This window comes from Mycobacterium persicum, assembly GCF_002086675.1.
GTDB classification, from domain to species: Bacteria; Actinomycetota; Actinomycetes; order Mycobacteriales; family Mycobacteriaceae; genus Mycobacterium; species Mycobacterium persicum.
In genome coordinates, this window is sequence record NZ_MVIF01000054.1 from 14,992 (window position 1) to 37,042 (window position 22,051).

Sequence of the window (22,051 nt, forward strand, 5' to 3'; positions counted from 1 at the left end):
GCCAGCTGAAGCGGGTCAGTCCTGTCCACGAGCGCGCGCCTCGTAGGCTTTGCGCTTGGCGACGTCGACGTCGTCGGTGAAGACGTGTTCGCCGCCCAACATGCGGTTCAGTCCCTCGGCCACCGGCCGCGGCATGAACTTCTGCGCGACGACCATCGCGCCGGCCGCCCGGGTAACCCGCACCCGCGGCTTCGGGTGGGCCACCAGGCGCACGATCGCGTCGGCGATGTTCTCCGGTTCGGCGTTCTTGAATCCCTTGACCCCGGCGGTCCCGGCGGTCAGTTCGGTGTTGACGAACGTCGGCAACACCATGGAGAACTTCACGCCCGCCGAACGGTATTCGAGCCGCGCCGAGTCGGTGAACGCCACGACCGCGTGCTTGCTGGCGCAGTAGCTGGCCAGCCCCACCGCATAGAGCTCGCCGGCAAGCGAGGCGACGTTGATGACCTGCCCACTCCCGCGCGGGATCATCCGCTCAACGGCCAACTTGCTGCCGAGGATGACCCCGAAAACGTTGATGTCCAAAATGCGGCGGGTCACCGAGTCCGGCTCGTCGATAATCCGACCGACCGGCATGATGCCGGCATTGTTGACCAGCACGTCGATCGGGCCGAGTTGGCGCTCGACCCGGTCGAGAAAGTCCGAAAACGAATCTCGGTCGGTGACATCGAGTTTGCCGTAGACATCCAGGCCCAAGTCGGCACCCGATTCCTTGACCTTTGCCTCGTCGATGTCGCCGATCGCTACCCGGGCGCCCAACCTGTGCAGAGCGGTTGCCGTCGCCAACCCGATGCCTCGTGCGCCGCCGGTGATGACGATGACCTTGCCGCGAACCTTGACACCGAGGGATGCCGTGTCTGCCATGTTCGTCCTCTCCGGGGCTTGACGGGTGTCAACTAGGCAATCTGGTAAGCACACCACCCGGCCGGGGACTGCGCAACAACCGCGCCGATACTGCAACAGTGACGCAGGTGCGTGCGGCCGTCCCGGAGGACGCCGAAGCGGTGGCTCGGGTCCACGTCCGGTCGTGGCAGTGCGCCTATCCGGGACTGATCGACCAGGAATACCTCGACGGTCTGCGGCCCGAGGTGTGGGCGGGCAGATACACGTTCGGCCGCATGGGCCTTCGGCTGCCGACCACCGTGGTGGCCGTCGACGGTTCGTCCATCTGCGGCTTGGCCACCACGGGCCTGTGCCGCGACCACGACGTGCCGAATTCCGGTGAGCTGATGGCAATCTACGTCGATCCGGCCTGGATGGGTAGCGGGGTCGGCCGTTTGCTGATGGCCGCTGCCCGAGATCGGCTGCGTCGAGTCGGGGTCAGGCACGCTTTGTTGTGGGTGCTGGACGGCAATGTCCGCGCCCGGCGGTTCTACGAGCGCGACGGGTGGAGCTTCGACGGCTCGCGGCGCACCGAGGTCTACGGGGCCACGACCGTGGAACAACTGCGCTACCAACGCACGCCGGTCTGATCCCGCGCAGCACGGCTTTCGAACTCGCGCGGCGGGATGAGGCGCGCGGAGGTGGGTGGCCGCCGGTACGGTGTGCGCATGGCCGACAGGTTGCTCGATGCGGTGCGCGTCCTGGACCTGTCCGGTGGTGGCGCTGACACCGTCACCCGGTTGCTGGCCGATCTGGGTGCCGACGTCCTGAAGGTGGAAGCTCCCGGCGGCAGCCCGGGACGCGGCGTCCCGCCGACCTTGGCCGGCACCAGCATCCCGTTCGCCGTGCACAACGCCAACAAACGCAGCGCGGTGCTGAACCCGCTCGACGAGCAGGACCGCCGGCGTTTCGACGAGCTCACCGCCAACGCCGACATCGTGGTCGACAGCGGTCTCCCGGGAGCGGCGTCCGCCTACGGAACAACATCTGCCGAACTGGCCGATCGCCACCCGCACCTAGTTGTGTTGTCGTTCACCGACTTCGGCACCTCGGGGCCACGATTTCGGTGGCGTGCCACCGATCCGGTGTTGTATGCCATGTCGGGCTCGCTGTCGCGGTCCGGCCCCACCACCGGCACCCCGGTGTTACCGCCGGACGGCATCGCTTCGGCGACCGCCGCCGTCCAAGCGGCCTGGGCGCTGCTGGTCGCCTATTACAACAGATTGCGTTGCGGCACAGGTGATTACATCGACTTCTCGCGGTTCGACGCGGTGGTCATGGCCCTTGACCCGGCTTTCGGGGCGCACGGGCAGGTCGCCGCCGGCATCCGCAGCAGCGCACGGTGGCGCGGACGCCCCAGAAACCAGGACGCGTACCCGATCTATCCGTGCCAGGACGGCTACGTGCGGTTGTGTGTGATGGCGCCGCGCCAGTGGCGCGGCCTGCGCCGCTGGTTGGGGGAGCCGCAAGACTTTCAGGATCCCAAATACGACGTGATCGGGGCCCGTTTTGCCGCCTGGCCCCAGATCAGTCTGTTGGTGGCGGCGCTCTTCGCCGGCCAGACCATGAAAGAGTTGGTGGCCGCCGGACAGGCTCATGGCGTGCCGATCGCGGCGGTGCTCACGCCGTCGCGGATCCTGGCCTCCGAACATTTCCAGGCGGTGGGCGCGATCACCGATGCCGAGCTCGTCCCCGGTGTGCACGCCAAGGTGCCGACCGGATATTTCACCGTCAACGAGCAGCGCGCCGGCTTTCGCACCCCGGCGCCCACCGCCGGCCGGCACGAACCGCGCTGGCTCGCCGACCCGGCACCGGCGCCGCCGCCCGCGGGCGAGGTGGGCGGCTACCCGTTCGAGGGACTGCGCATTCTCGATCTCGGCATCATCGTCGCCGGCGGGGAACTGAGCCGCCTGTTCGGCGACCTAGGTGCCGAGGTCATCAAGGTCGAGAGTGCCGACTACCCCGACGGGCTGCGGCAGGCCCGCGTCGGCGAGGCGATGAGCGAGTCGTTCGCCTGGACCCACCGCAATCACCGCGGTTTCGGCGTGGACCTGCGCAGCACCGATGGCAAGCAAATCTTCGGTCGCCTGGCGGCCGAGGCCGACGCCGTCTTCGCCAACTTCAAGCCGGGGACGCTGAGCTCGCTTGGGTTCAACTACGACAAGCTGCGTGGTCTCAACCCTCGGATCGTGCTGGCCGGCAGCAGCGCGTTCGGCAACCGCGGCCCGTGGAGCCGCCGGCTGGGTTATGGCCCGTTGGTGCGCGCGACCACGGGTGTCACCAGCGTGTGGACGTCCGAAGACGCCCCTCCCGACGGTTCCCGACATCCCTTCTACGACGCGACAACGATCTTCCCCGATCATGTGGTGGGACGGGTCGTCGCGATCCTGGCCCTGGCCGCGCTGATCCACCGCGATCGCACCGGAGCCGGCGCCCACGTCCACGTCTCACAGGCCGAAGTCGTCGTCAATCAACTCGACACGCTGTTTGTGACGGAAGCCGCACGGGCCGCCGGCGCCGCCGAAATCCGCGACGATATCAGCGTGCACGCGGTCTGTCGTTGCGCCGGCGACGACGAGTGGTGCGTGATCTCCATCTGCACTGATTACGAATGGCGTTGTGCTGCATCTGTTTTCGGTAAGCCGGAATTGGGAGGCGACCCGCGCTTCGCGACGGCCGAGGCTCGCAGGGCCAACCGCGCCGAAATGTCGGCGGTGATGTCGGCGTGGACGAGCGCTCGCACCCCGTTGCAGGCGGCCCAACTACTGCAGTCGGGCGGAGTCGCTGCAGGCCCGATGAACCGCCCGCCGGACCTGCTCGAGGATCCTCAACTGGCCGAGCGACAGCTGTTTGCGACCATGACGCACCCGCTGATTTCACGTCCGCTGCCGGCAGAGACGGGTCCGGCGCCGTTTCGCCACATCCCGCATTCACCGCGGCGACCGGCGCCTCAAGCGGGGCAGGACACTCGTGCCATCTGTCACGAGCTGCTCGGAATGAGCCGTGATGAGATCGAGCGGCTGATCTCCGAGGGCGTGCTGTTCGCGCCGGCCGGCGGGTAAGGGTCCGCGAACGAGACGTGGTGTGCGGCTGGCCGAAGCTCGGCGCTAGGTTCGAGGCATGCCCGTTGATCCCAGGACTCCGGTGCTGATCGGCTACGGTCAGGTCAACCATCGCGACGAGATCGACCCGGCCGGGCCCTCGGTCGAACCGGTCGACTTGATGGTCGCAGCGGCCCGGCAAGCCGCCGATTCTCAGGTGTTGGCGGCGGTCGACTCGATCCGTGTCGTGCACATGCTGTCGGCGCACTACCGAAACCCGGGGCAGTTGCTCGGTGAGCGCCTCGGCGCCGGCAGCTTCACCACGAGATACGGCAGTGTCGGTGGCAACACGCCACAATCGCTGGTCAGCCAGGCATGCTTGGACATCCAGCAGGGGCGCGCCGACGTGGTGCTGATCGGCGGCGCCGAAACCTGGCGTACCAGGACCGGACTGAAGTCCCAGGGCAGCAGGCTGGTGTGGACCCGACAGGACGACTCCGTGCCGCTGCCGGAAATCGCTGGTGACGACGTCCCGATGGCGGGGGAGGCCGAGCTCAGGATCAAGCTGGACCGGCCCGCCTACGTCTACCCGCTGTTCGAGCAGGCGCTGCGCATCGCCAACGGCGAGTCGATGGAGGATCACCGGCGCCGGGTCGGTCAGCTGTGGGCCCGCTTCAACGCCGTCGCGGTCGACAATCCCTACGCCTGGATCCGCACCCCGATGACCGCCGAGGAGATTTGCCGGCCCGGCCCGCAGAACCGGATGATCAGTTGGCCCTACACCAAGTTGATGAACTCCAACAACATGGTTGACCAGGGCGCGGCACTGATCCTGACGTCGGTTGAGCATGCCACCCGCCTGCAGGTCCCCAGCGAGCGCTGGGTTTACCCGCATGCGGGTACCGACGCCCACGACACCCCCGCGATCGCCGAGCGGGCTGAGCTGCACCGGTCTCCGGCGATCCGGATCGGTGGTGCGCGTGTGCTGCAGTTGGCCGGCCTGACCACCGATGATGTCGACTACGTCGACCTGTACTCGTGCTTTCCCTCTGCCGTGCAGGTTGCCGCGGCCGAACTCGGCCTGGCGACCGACGACCCCGCCCGCCCGCTGACGGTCACCGGCGGCCTGACCTTCGCCGGCGGCCCGTGGAGCAATTACGTCACCCACTCCATCGTCACCATGGCCGAACTGCTGGTCGCCAACCCGGGCAGCCGCGGCCTGATCACCGCAAACGGCGGTTATCTGACCAAACACAGCTTCGGCGTGTACAGCACCGAGCCGCCCGCGGAATTTCGTTGGGAAGATGCGCAGCCGGTCGTGGACCGCGAGCCCACGACCGCGGGTTTGGTCGAGTGGGAGGGAATCGGCACCGTCGAGGCGTGGACCACGCCGTTCACCCGGGAGGGCCGGCCCGAGAAGGCCTTTGTGGCGGTGCGCACGCCCGACGGGGCGCGAACTCTGGGGGTGATCACCGATCCCGATTCGGCCGAAGCGACGGTGCGGGACGACATTGCCGGGGCCAAGGTTGCCGTCGCCGCCGACGGCAGCGCGACGTTGCGGTAACCGGCCGCGACGATTGAGAAAACCCTTCCGAGTCACGGTCCGGACTCAATTTGTCGCGCAAGTAGGGTCGGCGTGCTTATTGTCATGACAAGACGTTGGGGAAGGTGGGCAGGGTGCACGTCCTGGTTACCGATGCTGCCGGCGCGGTCGGGCGACTGGTAGCACGCCAGCTGATCGCGGCCGGACACACGGTCAGCGGCATCGCCCCGCACCGACACCCATACCTGGATGCCGGTGTCGACTTTGTTTGCGCGTCGCTGCACCACCCGATGTTGCTGGAGTTAGCCGCCGAAGCGGACGCGGTGATCCATCTGGCCCCGGTGGACACCAGCGCACCGGGCGCGGCCGGCCTCAACGGCCTGGCGCACGTGAGCAATGCGGCCTCGCGTGCGGGGGCACGGCTGCTGTTCGTATCCCAGGCCGCGGGGTCACCCGATCTGTATCAGCAGGCCGAGGCCTTGGTGGCCAGTTGCTGGGCGCCGAACTTGGTGATTCGCATCGCGCCGCCGGTCGGTCGGCACCTCGACTGGACGGTGTGCCGGACGGTGGCCACCCTGCTGCGCAGTAGGGTCTCGGCGCAGCCGATGCGGGTGCTGCACCTCGATGACCTGGTTCGCTTCCTGGTATTGGCGCTGAACACCGACCGCAACGGCGTCGTCGACCTGGCCACGCCGGACGCCGCGAACCTGGTCACCGCGTGGCGGCTGCTGCAATCGGCCGACCCACACCTGCGAACGCACCGGATTCGCCGCTGGGCCGACCTGATTCCACAGATGGACACCGCTGCGGCCCAAGAAGATTGGAAATTTCAGTACGGGTGGCAGGCGACCGAGGCGATCGTGGATACCGGTCGTGGACTAGTGGGCCGGCGGCTGGATCGTGGTGGCGCGACCATCGGGTCAGGCCAACTCGCGCTGCCGATCGAGCCGGTCCCGCGGTCGTTTCCCCGTTACGGCGCGACCGTGAACTCGGTGGGGCCCGACGGGCTCGAGGGTGAATTCGACGACCGGATCGATCCGCGGTTTCCGGTGTTCAGCGCAACCGGTCTCGCCGAAGCGCTGCCGGGCCCGCTGACCCCGATGACACTGGACGTCCAGATGGGCGGACTACGTGCCGCAGGTCGGGCCATGGGGCGAATCCTGGCACTGGGCGACGTGGTCGCCCAGGAGTGGGAGAGCAGGGCCATCGCGGTGTTCGGTCATCGCCCCTACGTCGGCGTGTCGGCCAACATCGTCGCTGCCAGCCAGCTGCCGGGCTGGGACGAGCACGCCATCACCCGCCGTGCGCTGGGGGACCATCAACCGCCGACGGGCCTGCTGCCGTTTGGGCGGCCCCAGTTGGCCGGCGGAGCACTCGGGTCGGTCGCCAAAGTGGTCGTGACGGCTCGGTCGCTGTCGCTGTTGCGTCATCTGCGGGCTGACACTCAGGCCTACGTTGCCGCGGCGTCGGCGGAGCATGTCGATGCCGGGCAGCTGAGCGAACTACCGGACGCCAGTCTGGAAGTACGGGTTCGCTTGTTGCGGGATCGGATTCACCAGGGCTGGATCCTGACGTCGCTATGGGTCATCGACACCGGCATCACCGCGGCGACGCTGGAGCACACACACGCGAAATCCAGCGTGTCCGGTATCGGGGTGATCATGGACAGCCGTCGTGTCGCGGCGGTGAGCACTGAGCTGACGGATATGCTGCGCGCCGACGCACCGCTGTGCGCCCTGGCTCGCGAAGGCAACGTCGACAGCATCCGGGCGCTATCGCCGTCCGCCGCTGCGGCCCTCGAGGCGGCCGTTGCCCAGCTGGGGCACCGCGGCCCCGGGGAAGCGGAGCTGGCCAACCCGGTGTTCGGCGACGACCCGTCGCTACTCTTGACCTTCGCTGCGCAAGCCGCTACGGCGCCCGCCGAGCCGGCGCCACCGGCGACGTTTGCCCAGCGGTTGGCGGCCAGCGCTCGCAGTTCGCGAGAGTTGGCTCACGACACCACCATTCGGTTCACCCATGAACTCCGGATGACGCTGCGCGAGTTAGGATCTCGGCGGGTTGCGGCGGACCTGATCGACACCGTCGACGACGTCTACTATCTGACCTGCGACGAGCTGGTCACCATGCCGGCCGACGCCCGGCTGCGGGTCAAACGCCGACGCACCGAGCGCGAGCGGCTGCAGGCTCAGCCGCCGCCCGACGTCATCGACCACACCTGGAAGCCCCCGGACCAACAGCGCTGAATGCGCTAAGCGCCGATCCGCGCTTCGGCCAACGGCGATGCGGGATCAGCCAACCTGCCGGCGTCGACCGGGGCTTTCGATCGGATCAGGGCTTTGACGTCGTCGAGCACATCCCAGATGTTGACGTTCATCCCGGCCAGCACCCGGTTGTCGCCGTCGAGCCAGAATGCGACGAACTCGCAGCCGGCGACGTCGCCACGGAACACCAGCCGCTCGACGCCGGAAGCGTGGCCGGCGTACTCCATCCCGAGGTCGTACTGATCGGTGAAGAAGTAGGGCAGCTCGGTGTATTCGCCCGGGGCGCCGAGCATGCCGGCGACCGCCACCGCGGGTTGTTTGAGCGCGTTGGCCCAATGCTCGGTGCGGATCCGGGTGCCCAGCAGCGGGTGCTCCGCGGCGGCGATGTCGCCGACGGCGTAGATATCGCGATCGCTGGTGCGCAGCGACGCATCGACCTGGACACCGCCGTCAGCCATCGCCAAGCCGGCCTGTTGGGCCAGTTCGACGTTGGGTTTCGCGCCGACGGCAACCAGCACGGCATCGGCGGCGATGACGGACCCGTCGCCCAGCTTGAGCCCACTGGCCCGGCCGCCCTGCGTCGTGATCTCGGCCACCTGCGCTTCCAGCCGCAAGTCCACACCATGATCGCGATGCAGATCGGCGAACACCTTGCCGACGGTATCGCCCAGCGCGGCCGACAGCGGCTGGCCGGCCGCCTCCACCACGGCGACATCGACGTTGCGCTGCCGAGCGCTGGCGGCCACCTCCAGACCGATCCAGCCCGCGCCCACCACCGCGAGCGAAGAGCCCTCGGCCAGAGCGGAATTCAGCGCCGACGCATCCTCGAACGTGCGCAGGTAATGCACGCCGGCTGCATCGGCGCCGGGTATCGGCAGGCGACGCGACGCCGATCCGGTCGCCAGCAGCAGCTTGTCATAGTGCACGGTGGTGCCGTCGGGAAGTCCGACGCTGTGAGCGGCGGGATCCAGCGACGACACCCGCGCGCCCGGTCGCAGGTCGACGTCGTGGTCGCGATACCAATCCGAGTTGTGCACGGTGAACTCGTCGAGTGACTTCTTGCCCGCCAGGAATTCCTTGGACAGCGGGGGACGCTCGTAGGGCAGCTGCTCCTCTTCGGCGAAGAGCGTGATGATGCCGTCGAACCCCTTGTCGCGCAAGGCTTCTGCCGCTTTGGCACCGGCAAGACCGCCGCCGACGATGACGAATGTTGTCGAACTGGCCATGCCCCCAGCCTACTTAGCTCATCAGCTCCCGCAATGACAGCGCGTTGCGGACCGCGTGGCCGCCCAAGTCGTTGTTGAAGTACATCCACACGTCACGGCCCTCGACATCCCAGTCGGTGATGCGGTCGGCCCAGCGTCGCAGGTCGTCGGGCGAGTACGAACCCGCGTACATCGCGTCCCGATCGGGACCGTGCATCCGGACGTACACCAGGTCGGTGGTGGCCCGTGGGATACACGCGAGACCTCCGCCGCTCATCACCACGTAGGCGGCTCGATGGGTTTCCAGCACCGCATATACCGCCGGGTCGTTCCAGGACGGGTGGCGCAGCTCGACGGCCACCCGGATCGACGCCGGAACGCAGCGCAGGAACGAATCCAGCCGCGCGTCGTCGCGTCGCTGCTCGGGATGCAGCTGCACCAGCAACACGCCGTGACGATCACCCAGCAGCCGCCAGCAGTGTTCGAACCGCTCAATCCAGGGTTCGGGCGACACCAGCCGGCGGTAGTGGGTCAGACCGCGGTGCGCCTTGACCGACATGGTGAACCCGTCGGGCAACTGGGCTCGCCAGCGCGCGAACGTCGAATCTCTGGGCCACCGGTAGAAGCTGGCGTTCAGCTCGACGGTGTCGAACGTCTGCACGTAGTAGGACAATCGCCGGGCAGACGCCAGCCCGGGCGGATACAGCACGTCGGACCAGTGGTCATACGACCAGCCCGAGGTACCGATCCGGACGGTCATGTGGTGCTCAATCGGTCACCTGGCGGCGCACGTCGTCGTCCAGGGACGCGCGGACCAGTGCCGCCGCCAGCCGGGCGTTGGCGCCGGCGGCCAGCGCCGACAGTTTTGCCGGATCGGTGGGCAGGCCCAGCTCCTTGGCCGCGGCGGTGGCACGGTCGTCGAAATACGGCCGTGCCCAGGTCCACACATCCTGTACCTCGCGCAGGAAGATGTCCGCACCCGTATCGCCAATCCCTTTGAACTGCTTGAGGATTCGTTTGACCTTCGGCGGGTCGTGGTCGCTGCGACGCGCGATTTCGCGCAGGTCGCCGCGGAATTCGTCGCGGACCCGCTCGGCCATTTCGGTAAGCCGGGTGGCCGAACTTTCGTCATAGCGCACATAGTGGGCGCGGCCGAACGCATCGATCGTGGTCTGTCGCCGGGATTCCAGCACCGCTTTGGGGGTGCGCAGGCCCGCCTTGAACAGTTCCCTCGCGGCGCGCATGGCGATAGTGGCGTCGATCGGCTTGCTGGCCAGCATGCACAGCACCAGCAGTTGAAACAGCGGCATCGGCTTGTCGTCGATGCGAATGCCGGCCTCGGCAGCGTAGCTGGTACCGGCGACCTCGAGCAGTCGTTTCACCTGTTGCTCGGGCTTGTCCATTCCGGCGGCGTACCCGCATTTGCCGGCCGCAAACCGGGTGGTCATTTCGGCGGCAGGCTGTGCACCCAGGTCACGCTGCGCGTGACCCAACTGTGAAGCTGCCGTTTGGTTTTCACCCCTTCGGCGGCGACGCGCAACCATCCGCGGGTTTGCCGGCCGGCCATCACCATGGGGCTGACGTGGGCGCCACCGAGTAGTTTGTCGGTGTCTGCCGGCGGCACCCGGACCAGAAGTCCGCCCTGACCGCTGACCGCCACGGCCAGGTGCCCGTCGATCAGGAAGGCAAGCCCGCCGAACATCCGCTTCTCGTCTACGCCGGACTGCGGCGCCAGCAACTCGCGGATCCGTTCCACGAGGTCGAGGTCGTAGGCCATCGGCGGTCAGTCCAGGTCGACCCGGATGGTCAGCAGGTCGCTACCGATGGCGCGCACGGCCGCGCTGTTGACCCGGGGCAGGTCCCGCAGCCGCTGCCGCGGGTCGTCTTCCGGAAGCAGATGCGCGGTCCCGGTACGCCACTGGCCGCCGATGCGCACCCGGACGGCCGGGTTGGCCTTGATGTTGTAGACGTAGTCCGAATGTTCGCCGTGTTCGGACACCATCCAGAACTGGTTGCCGATGACCTTTCCGCCGACGGCGGTGCGGCGTGGTTGTCCTGTCTTGCGGCCGATGGTTTCGAGCATGGTCAGCGGCAACTGCCGACCCAGGGGGTTGGCTACCAGCCGTTGAAAACCATGGACCAGCTGACGTTTGACGTCTCGCAATTGAGCCATGGGTGTGATTGTGCAGGATCGCCGGCCGCGAAGACAGCCGGCCGGTCCACCCCGACCTCACGAGGCGCCGCCGCACCTAGCTCGCCGGCGGTGCCGTAACGAGATTGCCGTCATGGTCGCGCTCGAGGTCCCAGGCACAGCCATAGCGGCAATCTCGGCGCGACGCAGTAGGGTCACGCGGTGGGACGGGGCCCCAGCCGCTGCAATTGCGTCACGTGCTTGGGCGACAGCTCCGCCAGGCAAGTCACACCCAGCAGCCGCATGGTTCGGATCACACCACTTCCCAGGATCTCGATGGCGCGCGCGACACCGGCCTGGCCGCCGGCCATCAACCCATACAGATAGGCTCGCCCGACCAACGTGCACCGCGCTCCCAGCGCGATCGCCGCGACGATATCGGCACCCGACATGATGCCGGTATCCATCAGGATCTCGGTCTGCTTGCCGAGTTCGCGGGCCACCGTCGGCAGCAGGTGAAATGGAACAGGCGCCCGATCCAGTTGCCGGCCACCGTGATTGGATAAGACGATGCCGTCGACCCCGCACTCCGCCACGGCACGCGCATCGTCGAGCGTCTGAATCCCCTTGACGACGAGCTTGCCCGGCCATTGGGCCTTGATCCAAGCCAGATCCTCGAACGTGACGCTGGGATCGAACATGGTGTTCAGGTACTCACCGACGGTGCCCGACCAGCGATCCAGCGACGCGAACGCCAACGGTTCGGTGGTCAGCAGGTCGAACCACCACCGCGGGTGGCCCAGCGCGTCGAGGACGGTGCGCGGCGTGAGCGCCGGGGGGATCGTCATGCCGTTGCGGACATCACGCAGCCGGGCGCCGGCCACCGGAACGTCGACGGTGACCAGCATGGTGTCGAAGCCCGCGGCCGCCGCGCGCTTGACCAACGCCATCGACCGATCCCGGTCACGCCACATGTACAGCTGAAACCACTTGCGGCCCTGAGGAACCTCGGCAACCAAATCCTCGATCGCGCAGGTGGCCAGGGTGGACATCGCGAACGGAATCCCCGCCGCGGCCGCCGCGCGCGCGCCGGCAATCTCCCCTTCGGTCTGCATCAACCTGGTGAACCCGGTCGGCGCGATCCCGAACGGTAACGCCACCGGCTGGCCGAGGACGTCCCAACCCGGGCACACCGTGGTGACGTCACGCAGGATGGTGGGATGAAACTCGATGTCGCGGAAGGCCTGTCGGGCTCGCCGGATTGACAGTTCGTCTTCGGCGGCGCCATCGGTGTAGTCGAATGCCGCCCTGGGGGTCCGCCGCTTGGCGATCCGACGCAGGTCCTCGATGGTCAGCGCGGCATCCAGGCGGCGCTTCGAGCGGCCGAATCGAGGCCTTCTGAGCTGAATCAGCGGTGCCAGGTCGCCGACCTTGGGCACCCGTCGCCGGACCGCCATTACCCGCTGGAACCGATGCTGAGGCGCGCCATCCCACCAGTGTGCAACCGTGGTCGTATGACAAGACCATCCGACCCCTTCGACTTGAAGCGTTTCGTTGACGCGCAGGCTCCGGTCTACCGCAGCGTGGTCGCGGAGTTGCGGTCGGGACGCAAGCGAACTCACTGGATGTGGTTCGTCTTCCCGCAATTGCGAGGACTTGGCCACAGCCCGATCGCGGATTGCTACGGTATCTCGTCGATGGCGGAAGCACGCGCGTATCTGGACCATGACCTGCTCGGGCCGCGCCTGCATGAGTGCACTCAGCTGGTCAACCAGGTGGCGGGCCGCTCCATCGAAGAGATCTTCGGTTGGCCCGATGATCTCAAGCTGCGCTCGTCGATGACGCTGTTCGCCCGCGCCACCACCGACAACGAGGATTTCGTCACGCTGCTTGCCCGCTATTACGGCGGGCAGCAGGATCCGGCGACACTGGCGCGCCTGAAGGGTTCCTAAAGCGGGCGATCAGCCAACGGCAGCCAATGTCTGGGCAACGGTAACCGCTTGTGCCACACCGGAAACGATGGCCGCGGCCTTCAAGGCCGCCAGCATCGCCTCCCGGCCCACACCCGCTTCCCGCAACGTGTGCTCGTGGGCGACCACACAATGCGAGCAGCCGTTGATCGACGAGACCGCGAAGCACCACAGCTCGAAATTGGCCTTGTCGACGCCCGGATTGCCGATGACATTCATCCGCAATCCGGGGCGCAGGTCGTCGTACTGCCCGTTGAGAAAGCCGCGGCAACGATAGAACACGTTGTTCATCGCCATGACCGATGCCGCTGCCAGCGCCGCCTGGTATGCCGGCTCGGACAGGTTATCTGCCGCTTCGGCCCCGATTCCGGCCAGCACCTGGGTGTTTCGCGTGGCCGCGGCGCTGGCCAGCAGGGTGCCCCACAACTGCTCCTGGTTCAGCTCGGTACTGCGGGTAATCGAGCCCAGGTTCAGCTTGAGGTCCTTGGCGAACTCGGGCAGCGCGGACTTCAGATTCTCGACGCTCATCTGTTCTCCTGCGCCCGTCACGCCGAAGCTTTGAGCAGCTCGCCGGCGTCGATCGTCGGGTCGCCCTTGCGCCAGTTGCAGGCACACAGCTCGTCGGATTGCAGAGCGTCCAATACCCGCAGCACCTCGTCGACGTTGCGCCCGACGGAACCGGCTGTGGCCGAGACGAATTGGATTTCGTTGTTCGGGTCGACGATGAAGGTCACCCGGTCGGCGACGCCCTCCTCGTTGAGCACGCCGGTGGCCAGGCAAAGCTCGCGCTTGATGTCGGAAAGCATCGGGAAGGGGAGCTTCTTCAGGTCCTCGTGCTGGGCGCGCCACTGGAAGTGGACGAACTCGCTGTCGATGGAGACGCCGAGGATCTGCGTGTCGCGGTCCTCGAACTCGTCGTTGAGCTTGCCAAACGCCGCGATCTCGGTCGGGCACACGAAGGTGAAGTCCTTGGGCCAGAAGAACACCACGCGCCACTTGCCGGGGTGGTCCTCGCTGGTGATGGTGGTGAAGTAGTCGCCGGGCTGCTTGGCGTCGACCTTCGACAGATCGCCGCCGATCAACGCGGTGAGCTGGTAGGCGGGGAACTGGTCGCCGATCGTGAGCAAGGACATATCCACTCCTTAATCTGGATTAAGTCAAGTTTAGCTGTCTCCACACCAATGATGCCGTGAAACCGGCTCGGAAGTAAAGGTGATATATCACACTATACTTATCGGCATGGCCGATAAGAGCTATCAGCCGACCCTTGCCGGGCTGCGGGCTTTCGTCGCCGTCGCGCAGAAGCAGCATTTCAGCAGTGCCGCAACCACTTTAGGCGTTAGTCAGTCGACTTTATCGCAGGCGTTGGCCGCGCTGGAGGCCGGCCTACACACCCACCTCGTCGAGCGTTCGACGCGTCGGGTCTTCTTGACGGCCGAGGGCATGCAACTGCTACCGCTCGCGCAGGCTGTGGTCGAGGCGGCGGAGGCTTTCAGCGCCGCCGCCGGGGGAGTGTCCGATCCGCTGCACGGCGGCATCCGGTTGGGAATGATTCCCACGGTGGCGCCCTACGTGCGGCCGACGGTGCTGGCCGGGCTCACCCGCCGACTCCCGGCGCTGACCGCGCAAGTGATCGAAGATCAGACCTCACGCCTGCTGGCGGCTTTGCGTGATGGCGCGCTGGATGCGGCCATGATCGCGGTACCCGTCGATTCCGGCGGCGTTACGCAGATCCCCATTTATGACGAGGACTTCGTATTGGCGCTACCTCTTGGGCACCCGCTTGCCGGCAAGCGTCGGGTACCGGCCGCGGCGTTGGCGACGTTGCCGCTGCTGTTGCTGGACGAGGGCCATTGCCTGCGCGATCAGGCCCTGGACCTCTGCCACAACGCCGGGGTCCGCGCCGAACTCGCCGATACGCGGGCGGCGTCGTTAGCCACCGCCGCCCAATGCGTGGCAGCCGGATTGGGGGTCACGCTGATACCGCAGAGCGCGGTGGCCGTCGAGGCCGCACGCAGCCGCGTCGGGCTCGCGCACTTTGACGCGCCCCGCCCGGGTCGACGAATCGGCCTGGCATACCGCTCGTCGAGCGGTCGCGACGAGTCGTATCGACTGCTTGCCCGGATCATCGGGGAAGTGGTCGCCGCGGAACAACCGGTGCGCCTGGTCAAGCACAGCACCGGCGGTCGGCCCTGAGCCGGTGGTGGCGAAGGTAGGTTCGGGCTATGGAGAAGGTCATCGCCATCCTGATGCGCGACGAGCCGGACGACGACTGGTGTGCTCGCCAACGCGGGCCGGTCGCCGACGCGCTGGTGGATCTGGGCCTTCCCGGACTTTCGGTCAATGTCCGCGACGGCGCGGTGCGTAAGTCCCTGATGACCCTGACCACTTTGCAGCCACCGGTGGCGGCGGTGGTGAGCATGTGGACCCAGCAGTGCTATGGCGACCAGCTGGCGGCGGCCCTGCAACTGCTCCAACGGGAATGTGCGCAACTCGGCGCATACCTGGTGACCGAGTCGGTTCCGATGGCCGCGCTGACCACCGAACCAGGTTGTCGCACACCGGGTTTGGCAAATATCGCGCTGCTGCGACGGCCTCCCGGGATGGACGAGGCGACCTGGCTGACCCGCTGGCAGCGCGACCACACGGCGGTGGCCATCGAAACGCAGGCCACCTTCGGCTACACCCAGAACTGGGTGGTGCGCACGCTCATTCCCGGGGCGCCGGCAATCTCCGGCATCGTCGAAGAGCTGTTTCCGGCCGAAGCCATCACCGACCTCAAGGCGTTCTTCGGGGCCGACGACGACGCCGACCTACAGCACCGGATCAGCCGAATGGTGGCCAGCACAACCGCTTTCGGCGCCAACCAGAATATCGACACGGTGCCCACCAGCCGCTACATGTTCACTACACCTTTCGAAATGTGAGGACTGCTCATGACGACACTCAACAAGCCGTGGCACTGGCCGCCGCCGACAAAGGCTTGGCGGTGGTCTCCACCGTTCGCGCAGCCGGCACCGTGCAGGCATCGCTGGTCAACGTCGGTCTGTTGACGCATCCGGCCGGTGGCGAAACCGTCCTGGGCTTCACCACCTACGGCAAGGTCAAGCTCACCAATCTGCGAACCCGACCCCAACTGGCCGTCACCTTCCGCAACGGCTGGCGGTGGGCAACCGTCGAGGGCCGCGCCGAACTCGTCGGACCCGACGACTCCCAGCCGTGGCTGAGCGACGAGGAACAGCTGCGGCTGCTGCTTCGCGACGTCTTCATCGCGGCGGGTGGAACCCACGACGACTGGGACGAGTACGACCGGGTGATGGCCGCGGAGCGCCGTGCCGTGGTGTTGATCGAGCCGACCCGCGTGTACGGCAACGGTTAGGCTGCCGCCGTGACGCTGCTGATCGATGACCAGAACCGGGTACGCACGCTCACCCTGAACCGGCCGGAGGCACTCAACGCCTTCAACGAAGCCCTCTACGACGCCACCGCGCAGGCCCTGTTCGACGCGGCCCTGGATCCAGAGGTTTCCGTGGTGTTGCTGACCGGCTCGGGTCGCGGCTTCAGCGCCGGTACCGATCTCGCCGAGATGCAGGCACGCATCACCGACCCCGACTTCGAAGAGGGGCGATACGGCTTCCGAGGGCTGGTCGAGTCGCTCGGCAGTTTCCCCAAACCGCTGGTCTGCGCGGTCAACGGCGTCGGCGTGGGGATCGGCACCACCATTCTCGGCTACGCCGACCTGGCCTTCATGTCCTCGACGGCGCGCCTAAAATGCCCGTTCACCAGCCTTGGGGTGGCACCTGAAGCGGCGTCTTCATATCTGCTGCCGCAGCTGGTGGGCCGGCAGAACGCGGCCTGGCTGCTGATGTCTTCGGAATGGGTGGGCGCCGCCGAGGCCCTGCGGATGGGGCTGGTCTGGCGTGTCTGCGAACCGGAGGCGTTGCTTCCCGAGGCTCGCCGGCATGCCGAAATCCTTGCGGCCCGGCCGCTTTCGAGCCTGATGGCGGTCAAGCACACCATCGTCGAACCGATCCGTCCCGAGATGGCTGCCGCGAGTGCCCGGGAGAATGCCCATTTCGCCGAGTTGATGGGCGCGCAGGCCAATGCCGCGGCGTTGGCCGACTTCACCAAGCGGCCAAGGTAGCCGACCGGACGTCGACCTCAGACCGCGGCCGGTTGGGTGGCCGCCGCGATGATCGCGCGCAGCGTGCGGCGGCAACGGCCACAATCGCTGCCCGCGCCGCAGACCGCGGCGACTTCCTTGGAAGTCGCCGCACCACGGGCGACGGCCTCACACACGGTCTGGTTGGTAGCTCCAACACACAGACACACGTACATCAGCAAACTCCCACCCGATGCTCGCTCATGACATCCTCCGGAATCGGAGTGGCCAGGGGAGCCACCGAACGAACGGTCCGCATATTAGTAGAGTCTAACCTAAGTAGGTTAGTGCAGTCTAACCTAAGCCCAATCTCGCCCATCTCGGCCGGGCTGTGCATGACGCGCCGACGTCGCAACAATGACTGCGCCCAAGCCCCGTTGCTGCACTAGATTGAAACGCGGCACCCGAAGGTGCTGCTAGAACCCGCCATGATGGTGCTCCAGCCCAGCCCATCTGCTGCGGCAAACGATGCCAGCCTTCACACCGTAGGAGTGATCATGCAAGGTGATCCGGATGTCTTGCGTCTGCTCAACGAACAATTGACCAGCGAGCTGACCGCTATCAATCAATACTTTCTGCACTCCAAGATGCAGGAGAACTGGGGCTTTACCGAACTGGCTGCCAAAACCCGCGCCGAGTCGTTCGACGAAATGCGGCATGCGGAGGCCATTACCGATCGGATCCTCCTCCTCGACGGGTTGCCGAACTACCAGCGCATCGGCTCGTTACGGGTGGGCCAGACACTGCGCGAACAATTCGAAAGCGATATCGCCATCGAAATCGAAGTGCTGAATCGGCTCAAGCCGGGAATCATCATGTGCCGCGAAAAGCAGGACACCACCAGTGCGCAGCTGCTAGAACAAATTGTGGCCGATGAGGAGCTACATCTCGACTACCTGCAGACGCAGCTGGAACTGATGGAGAAACTCGGAGAGGCGCTGTACTCGGCGCAATGCGTCTCCCGGCCGCCGACCTGATATCCGATCGAGATTCCGCGGGCAGCACTCCTGGGTATCGCGCACGGGCTCGAACTCCGACAGGAGGCAGATATGACGAGCCCGACGGCATCCCGGACCGCTGCTGCGGATAGTCGATCTCCCTGCATCTCGATCAGCCCAGCACGACGCAATGTCATCTTCATGGCGCTGGTGCTCGGGGTGCTGGTCGCGGCGATGGACCAGACCATTGTGGTGCCCGCGTTGCCGACGATCGTTGAGGAGCTGGGGGCCTCTGTTCATCAATCGTGGGCCATTACCAGCTACCTGCTCGGCGGCACCATCGTTGTCGTGGTGGCCGGCAAGCTGGGCGACCTGCTCGGTCGCAAGCGGGTGCTGCAGGGCTCGGTCCTGGTCTTCCTGCTGGGCTCGGTGCTGTGCGGGGTGGCGGACACGATGACCATGCTGGCGATTTCGCGGGCTGTTCAGGGCGTGGGCGCCGGTGCGATTTCGGTGACGGCGGCAGCGCTGGTCGGTGAGGCCTTCCCACTGCGGGACCGCGGCCGCTACCAGGGCATGTTGGGTGCGGTGTTCGGGGTGACCACGGTCGCGGGCCCGCTGCTGGGCGGCTTTTGCACCGACTATCTGAACTGGCGTTGGGCATTTTGGATCAACGTGCCGATCTCCATCGTGGTCATCGCCGTGGCCGCGACGGCCATTCCGGCGTTGCCCCGCCGCCCCAAACCGGCTATCGACTACCTCGGGATCATGGTCATTGCATTGGCCACAACGGCGTTGATCATGGCCACCAGCCTGGGTGGCAGCACCTACGGCTGGGGCTCGGCGCCGATCATGGGGCTGTTCGGTGGCGCCACGGTGGCGCTGGGTGTCTTCGTCTGGGTCGAGAGCCGAGCCGCTGCGGGAATCCTGCCGCCGCGGCTGTTTCGCAACCAGGTGTTCGCCGTGTGCTCCGTGTTGTCGTTGATGGTCGGGTTTGCGATGCTGGGCGCGCTGACCTTCGTGCCGATGTATCTGCGCTACGTCGAAGGCGCCTCGGCGACCGTCTCGGGGCTGCGCACCTTGCCGATGGTGGTCGGCCTGCTGACCACCTCGGTGGGGGCGGGCGTCATGGTCGGCCGGACGGGTCGGTACAAGATTTTCCCGGTCGCGGGGACGGCGCTGATGTCCATCGCTTTCCTGCTGCTGTCACGGATGGACGAGTCCACGCCGTGGCCGGTGCAGTCGCTGTACCTGGTGCTGCTGGGTGCCGGGATCGGCTTGTCGATGCAGGTGCTCATTCTCATCGTGCAGAACACCTCCCGCTTTGAGGACCTCGGCGTCGCCACCTCGGGCGTGACCTTCTTCCGCGTGGTCGGCGCCTCGTTTGGTGCCGCGATATTCGGCGCGCTGTTCGCAACCTTCCTGGGCCGGCGGATAGGTCCCGCGCTGGTCGCCAGCGGCGCGCCCGTCGAGGCCGCACACTCTCCAGCCGTCCTACACCGCCTGCCGCACTACGTTGCCTCACCGATCGTGCAAGCCTATGCCGAGTCGCTCAACCAGGTTTTTCTGTGCGCGGCCGTGGTCGCCCTGGCCGGCTTCATCCTCGCGCTGTTCCTGCGGGAGATTCCGCTCGCCGATATCCACGACAGCCCGGCTTGCCTCGGAGACGGCTTCGCCGTGCCCAGAACGAAAACTCCGGAGGACGTGCTGGAAATCGCGGTGACCCATCTGCTGCACGAAGCTCCCGAGGTGCGACTGCCGAACCTTGCTGCGGCGTACCAGGATTCGGAGCTCGACGTCGCAGCGCTGTGGGGTGTACTGCGGATCTATCAATACGAACGGTTTTTCGGGACCGCGAGGCTCACCGACATCGCCAAACACCTGCACCTGCCCCATCAGGTGCTGGAACCGGTCTTCGACCGGCTGGTCCAGACCGGCTACGTGTCACGCGACGGCGACGCCCTGTCACTGACCGCCGCCGGGCTCGACCAGATCGATGCCCTCTCCGACTTGCTCCGGAAGTGGCTTGTCGACCACTTGGCCGTAGCGCCCGGCGTCGAGCAACAGCCCGACCACCAGGAATTCGAAGCCGCTCTGCAACGACTCACCGACGGTGTGCTGGTTCAGCGCGATTGGTACGAAGACTTGGACACGCTCGCGCCGGCGGGCACCCTCGCTGCCGCCAAGTAGGACCCGCGCCGGGAGTTCGGCCTCTGCCTCGATTGACCGGTGGCTATCCTGGGCATCCCGAGACTTGACGACCCGCGCCGCTCCCGCCGCTGCCCAGCCGGGTGCTCCGCGGTGCGTGGTCACCTCGGGTCTGCGCACGCTGCCGATGGTGGTCGGGATGCTGGTCACCTCCACCGGCAGCGGTGTCGTGGTCGGCCGGACCGGCCGGTACAAAATATTCCCGGTGACCGGCACGGCGCTGATGGCTGTCGCGTTCGTGCTGATGTCACGCATGGATGCGACAACCCCGGCCGTGGTGCAGTCGCCGTATCTGCTGGTGCTGGGCGCCGGTATCGGATTTTCCATGCAGGTCCCGGTTTTCGTGGTGCAATGCACCTCCGATTTCGAGGATCCGGGTGTGGCGACGTCGGGTGTGACGTTCTTCCGCACCATCGGCGGCTCATTCGGTGCGGCGGTCTTGGGCTCGCTGTTCGTGAACTTCCTGCCGGACAGATTGGGCCCGGCGCTGGCAAGCAACGGGTCGTCGGCCGAGTCGGTCAACTCCCCGGAAGCCCTGCACCGACAGCCTCTCGCCGAGGGGCACCTGTCGTGCAGGCCTACGCCGAATCACTGGGCGAGGTTTTCCTTGGGCCGCAACGGTTGCCGCCGTCGCTTTCGCCCTGGCGCTGTTTTGCGCGAAGCCCCGCCGCGCGACATCCACAACAGCGCGGTTGATTTAGGCGACGGATTCGGGATGCCGACCACCGAGACGCCGGAGACGCTGTTGGAGAACGCGATCGGCCGGATGTTGCGCGGCGATCCCGGTATGCGACTGCGCAGCATCGCCATGCGTCCCGATTGCCGGCTCGACGTCGCCGGTCTATGGGCATTGCCGCGCATCAACCGCTATCAGCAATACTTCGGCGCGGCCCCATCGGTAACCACCTGGGGTCACCCTTCGAGGTCGTGGAGCCCACCTTCAGCCGCTGGTTGCCAACGGAGATGTGGCGCACGACGACGATCACATGTCGCTGACCGCCGCGGGGGTCCGCCAAGTCGACTACGTGTACTCGCTGCTGTTGAACTGGATCGCTGACAAACTGGCCAGATCACCCGGCTTTGCACGACGGCCGGATCGCCGCGAAGTCGAAACGGCTCTCCGACATATTGCGTATCGTGTGCTGGCGCAGCGTGATTGGGGCCATGGCTGGGCCGGCGACGCACCGGCTGCGGCTGCCCCCGCGGTAGCCTCCACTGCCACCGGCGCAATACCGCACCCGCATTGACCGACGGCGTGCCACCCGGGCGTACCATCGCGCCATGAGCCGAATCGGAACTTTCGCCGACGACGACGTGGCCGGCTGGATCGCGAAATCCCCTGAGCTCGGCGGCGCCCTGGCCGCCTTCAGCCGGGCGGTCTACACCAGCAACCGGTTGCCGATGCGCACCCGCGAGCTTGCCCGCGCGGTGATTGCCGACAACAACGAGTGCATTGTCTGCGCCAACACCCGCGATGCCGACGGGCCCGCCGCCGGGGTCGACGAGGACCTGTACGCGCACGCGGCCGAATGGCGCACCTGGCCGGGCTACAGCGAACAGGAGCGGCTGGCAGCCGAGTTCGCGTACCGGTTCGCCACCGAGCACACCATGCTGCGTGACGACGAGGATTTCTGGAGCCGCTGCGGCGAACATTTCTCCGACGAATTGCTCGCCGACTTGGCCTTGTCCTGCGCGCTGTGGGTGGGCATGGGG

21 protein-coding genes and 2 pseudogenes are annotated in these 22,051 nt (G+C 66.7%); 13 read left to right on the plus strand and 10 right to left on the minus strand.

All coding sequences use genetic code 11. The annotated features are described in order from the left end of the window. Positions 1-15: 15 nt before the first annotated feature. Positions 16-864 carry an SDR family oxidoreductase gene (locus BST40_RS16735; RefSeq protein ID WP_075548517.1) on the minus strand — a complete coding sequence of 283 codons (849 nt, stop codon included), beginning with the start codon at positions 862-864 and terminating at the stop codon, positions 16-18. A gap of 98 nt (positions 865-962) precedes the next feature. Between BST40_RS16735 and BST40_RS16740 the strand changes: the two genes are divergently transcribed. From BST40_RS16740 to BST40_RS16755, 4 genes are all read left to right on the plus strand, one after another. Continuing rightward, positions 963-1,472, plus strand: a complete 510-nt coding sequence (locus BST40_RS16740; RefSeq protein ID WP_075548516.1) for a GNAT family N-acetyltransferase — start codon at positions 963-965, stop codon at positions 1,470-1,472. 78 nt (positions 1,473-1,550) lie between these two features. Beyond that, positions 1,551-3,944: a CoA transferase gene (locus tag BST40_RS16745; protein ID WP_089025184.1), complete on the plus strand. Its 2,394-nt coding sequence runs from the start codon at positions 1,551-1,553 to the stop codon at positions 3,942-3,944. A 58-nt stretch (positions 3,945-4,002) separates the two neighbouring features. Beyond that, on the plus strand, positions 4,003-5,487 hold the full coding sequence (locus tag BST40_RS16750; protein WP_083154858.1) for an acetyl-CoA acetyltransferase: 1,485 nt from the start codon (positions 4,003-4,005) through the stop codon (positions 5,485-5,487). A 113-nt stretch (positions 5,488-5,600) separates the two neighbouring features. Beyond that, positions 5,601-7,709, plus strand: a complete 2,109-nt coding sequence (locus tag BST40_RS16755) for a Rossmann-fold NAD(P)-binding domain-containing protein (RefSeq protein WP_075548525.1) — start codon at positions 5,601-5,603, stop codon at positions 7,707-7,709. Between the two features lie 5 nt (positions 7,710-7,714). Here the strand turns inward: BST40_RS16755 and BST40_RS16760 are convergent, their stop codons facing one another. The 6 genes from BST40_RS16760 to BST40_RS16785 all read right to left on the minus strand — a co-directional run bounded on the left by BST40_RS16760 (position 7,715) and on the right by BST40_RS16785 (position 12,520). After that, positions 7,715-8,953, minus strand: a complete 1,239-nt coding sequence (locus tag BST40_RS16760) for an NAD(P)/FAD-dependent oxidoreductase (protein ID WP_075548514.1) — start codon at positions 8,951-8,953, stop codon at positions 7,715-7,717. Between the two features lie 13 nt (positions 8,954-8,966). Further along, positions 8,967-9,692: a DUF72 domain-containing protein gene (locus tag BST40_RS16765; RefSeq protein WP_075548513.1), complete on the minus strand. Its 726-nt coding sequence runs from the start codon at positions 9,690-9,692 to the stop codon at positions 8,967-8,969. A 7-nt stretch (positions 9,693-9,699) separates the two neighbouring features. After that, on the minus strand, positions 9,700-10,335 hold the full coding sequence (locus BST40_RS16770) for an HhH-GDP family DNA glycosylase (protein WP_075548524.1): 636 nt from the start codon (positions 10,333-10,335) through the stop codon (positions 9,700-9,702). A 41-nt stretch (positions 10,336-10,376) separates the two neighbouring features. Beyond that, a complete protein-coding gene (locus BST40_RS16775; protein WP_075548512.1) occupies positions 10,377-10,709 on the minus strand; it encodes a TfoX/Sxy family protein in 333 nt (110 codons plus the stop codon). Positions 10,710-10,715: 6 nt separating this feature from the next. Then, positions 10,716-11,105, minus strand: a complete 390-nt coding sequence (locus tag BST40_RS16780) for a nitroreductase family deazaflavin-dependent oxidoreductase (RefSeq protein ID WP_075548511.1) — start codon at positions 11,103-11,105, stop codon at positions 10,716-10,718. Positions 11,106-11,278: 173 nt separating this feature from the next. Beyond that, on the minus strand, positions 11,279-12,520 hold the full coding sequence (locus BST40_RS16785) for an alpha-hydroxy acid oxidase (protein ID WP_075548510.1): 1,242 nt from the start codon (positions 12,518-12,520) through the stop codon (positions 11,279-11,281). A gap of 57 nt (positions 12,521-12,577) precedes the next feature. Here BST40_RS16785 and BST40_RS16790 point away from each other — a divergent pair, with 57 nt between their 5' ends. Continuing rightward, positions 12,578-13,015: a DUF1810 domain-containing protein gene (locus BST40_RS16790; RefSeq protein WP_075548509.1), complete on the plus strand. Its 438-nt coding sequence runs from the start codon at positions 12,578-12,580 to the stop codon at positions 13,013-13,015. Between the two features lie 9 nt (positions 13,016-13,024). On the opposite strand, the gene ahpD is transcribed toward BST40_RS16790, so the two are convergent. Next, positions 13,025-13,561: an alkylhydroperoxidase, AhpD family gene (gene ahpD, locus BST40_RS16795; protein WP_075548508.1), complete on the minus strand. Its 537-nt coding sequence runs from the start codon at positions 13,559-13,561 to the stop codon at positions 13,025-13,027. Positions 13,562-13,578: 17 nt separating this feature from the next. Continuing rightward, a complete protein-coding gene (locus tag BST40_RS16800) occupies positions 13,579-14,166 on the minus strand; it encodes a peroxiredoxin (protein ID WP_075548507.1) in 588 nt (195 codons plus the stop codon). A 106-nt stretch (positions 14,167-14,272) separates the two neighbouring features. Between BST40_RS16800 and BST40_RS16805 the strand changes: the two genes are divergently transcribed. The 4 genes and pseudogenes from BST40_RS16805 (at position 14,273) to BST40_RS16820 (ending at position 17,177) form a co-directional block, all read left to right on the plus strand. After that, on the plus strand, positions 14,273-15,229 hold the full coding sequence (locus BST40_RS16805; protein ID WP_083154860.1) for a hydrogen peroxide-inducible genes activator: 957 nt from the start codon (positions 14,273-14,275) through the stop codon (positions 15,227-15,229). Between the two features lie 29 nt (positions 15,230-15,258). Continuing rightward, positions 15,259-15,960, plus strand: coding sequence for an EthD domain-containing protein (locus BST40_RS16810; RefSeq protein WP_075548505.1), 702 nt, complete (start codon positions 15,259-15,261; stop codon positions 15,958-15,960). Between the two features lie 9 nt (positions 15,961-15,969). Continuing rightward, positions 15,970-16,412 (plus strand): annotated as a pseudogene (locus tag BST40_RS16815) (TIGR03618 family F420-dependent PPOX class oxidoreductase). 9 nt (positions 16,413-16,421) lie between these two features. Further along, positions 16,422-17,177 (plus strand): enoyl-CoA hydratase/isomerase family protein, encoded by a 756-nt coding sequence (locus tag BST40_RS16820; protein ID WP_075548503.1) that lies wholly within the window; start codon positions 16,422-16,424, stop codon positions 17,175-17,177. A gap of 17 nt (positions 17,178-17,194) precedes the next feature. Here the strand turns inward: BST40_RS16820 and BST40_RS16825 are convergent, their stop codons facing one another. Next, entirely contained in the window at positions 17,195-17,371 is a 177-nt protein-coding gene (locus BST40_RS16825) for a (2Fe-2S)-binding protein (protein ID WP_075548502.1), read from the minus strand. 321 nt (positions 17,372-17,692) lie between these two features. Between BST40_RS16825 and bfr the strand changes: the two genes are divergently transcribed. The 4 genes and pseudogenes from bfr to BST40_RS16845 form a co-directional block, all read left to right on the plus strand. Further along, on the plus strand, positions 17,693-18,172 hold the full coding sequence (bfr, locus tag BST40_RS16830) for a bacterioferritin (protein ID WP_036403411.1): 480 nt from the start codon (positions 17,693-17,695) through the stop codon (positions 18,170-18,172). Between the two features lie 72 nt (positions 18,173-18,244). Next, the gene (locus tag BST40_RS16835; RefSeq protein ID WP_075548501.1) at positions 18,245-20,320 is read left to right on the plus strand and encodes an MDR family MFS transporter; all 2,076 of its coding nucleotides are present in this window, start codon (positions 18,245-18,247) and stop codon (positions 20,318-20,320) included. Positions 20,321-20,441: 121 nt separating this feature from the next. Next, positions 20,442-21,585 (plus strand): annotated as a pseudogene (locus BST40_RS16840) (MFS transporter); the annotation flags it as partial. A gap of 34 nt (positions 21,586-21,619) precedes the next feature. Beyond that, positions 21,620-22,051 (plus strand): carboxymuconolactone decarboxylase family protein (locus BST40_RS16845; RefSeq protein WP_083154862.1); only part of this gene is annotated, 432 nt, incomplete at its 3' end.

Bases quoted from the DNA above. Each gene is read 5' to 3' on its own strand.
- BST40_RS16750 (WP_083154858.1), top strand. From the start codon at position 4,003: ATGCCCGTTGATCCCAGGACTCCGGTGCTGATCGGCTACGGTCAGGTC.
- BST40_RS16825 (WP_075548502.1), bottom strand. From the start codon at position 17,371: ATGTACGTGTGTCTGTGTGTTGGAGCTACCAACCAGACCGTGTGTGAG.
- BST40_RS16760 (WP_075548514.1), bottom strand. From the start codon at position 8,953: ATGGCCAGTTCGACAACATTCGTCATCGTCGGCGGCGGTCTTGCCGGT.
- BST40_RS16835 (WP_075548501.1), top strand. From the start codon at position 18,245: ATGACGAGCCCGACGGCATCCCGGACCGCTGCTGCGGATAGTCGATCT.
- ahpD (WP_075548508.1), bottom strand. From the start codon at position 13,561: ATGAGCGTCGAGAATCTGAAGTCCGCGCTGCCCGAGTTCGCCAAGGAC.
- BST40_RS16780 (WP_075548511.1), bottom strand. From the start codon at position 11,105: ATGGCTCAATTGCGAGACGTCAAACGTCAGCTGGTCCATGGTTTTCAA.
- BST40_RS16735 (WP_075548517.1), bottom strand. From the start codon at position 864: ATGGCAGACACGGCATCCCTCGGTGTCAAGGTTCGCGGCAAGGTCATC.
- BST40_RS16790 (WP_075548509.1), top strand. From the start codon at position 12,578: ATGACAAGACCATCCGACCCCTTCGACTTGAAGCGTTTCGTTGACGCG.
- BST40_RS16805 (WP_083154860.1), top strand. From the start codon at position 14,273: ATGGCCGATAAGAGCTATCAGCCGACCCTTGCCGGGCTGCGGGCTTTC.
- BST40_RS16770 (WP_075548524.1), bottom strand. From the start codon at position 10,335: ATGGACAAGCCCGAGCAACAGGTGAAACGACTGCTCGAGGTCGCCGGT.
- BST40_RS16775 (WP_075548512.1), bottom strand. From the start codon at position 10,709: ATGGCCTACGACCTCGACCTCGTGGAACGGATCCGCGAGTTGCTGGCG.
- BST40_RS16810 (WP_075548505.1), top strand. From the start codon at position 15,259: ATGGAGAAGGTCATCGCCATCCTGATGCGCGACGAGCCGGACGACGAC.
- BST40_RS16800 (WP_075548507.1), bottom strand. From the start codon at position 14,166: ATGTCCTTGCTCACGATCGGCGACCAGTTCCCCGCCTACCAGCTCACC.
- bfr (WP_036403411.1), top strand. From the start codon at position 17,693: ATGCAAGGTGATCCGGATGTCTTGCGTCTGCTCAACGAACAATTGACC.
- BST40_RS16765 (WP_075548513.1), bottom strand. From the start codon at position 9,692: ATGACCGTCCGGATCGGTACCTCGGGCTGGTCGTATGACCACTGGTCC.
- BST40_RS16745 (WP_089025184.1), top strand. From the start codon at position 1,551: ATGGCCGACAGGTTGCTCGATGCGGTGCGCGTCCTGGACCTGTCCGGT.
- BST40_RS16785 (WP_075548510.1), bottom strand. From the start codon at position 12,520: ATGGCGGTCCGGCGACGGGTGCCCAAGGTCGGCGACCTGGCACCGCTG.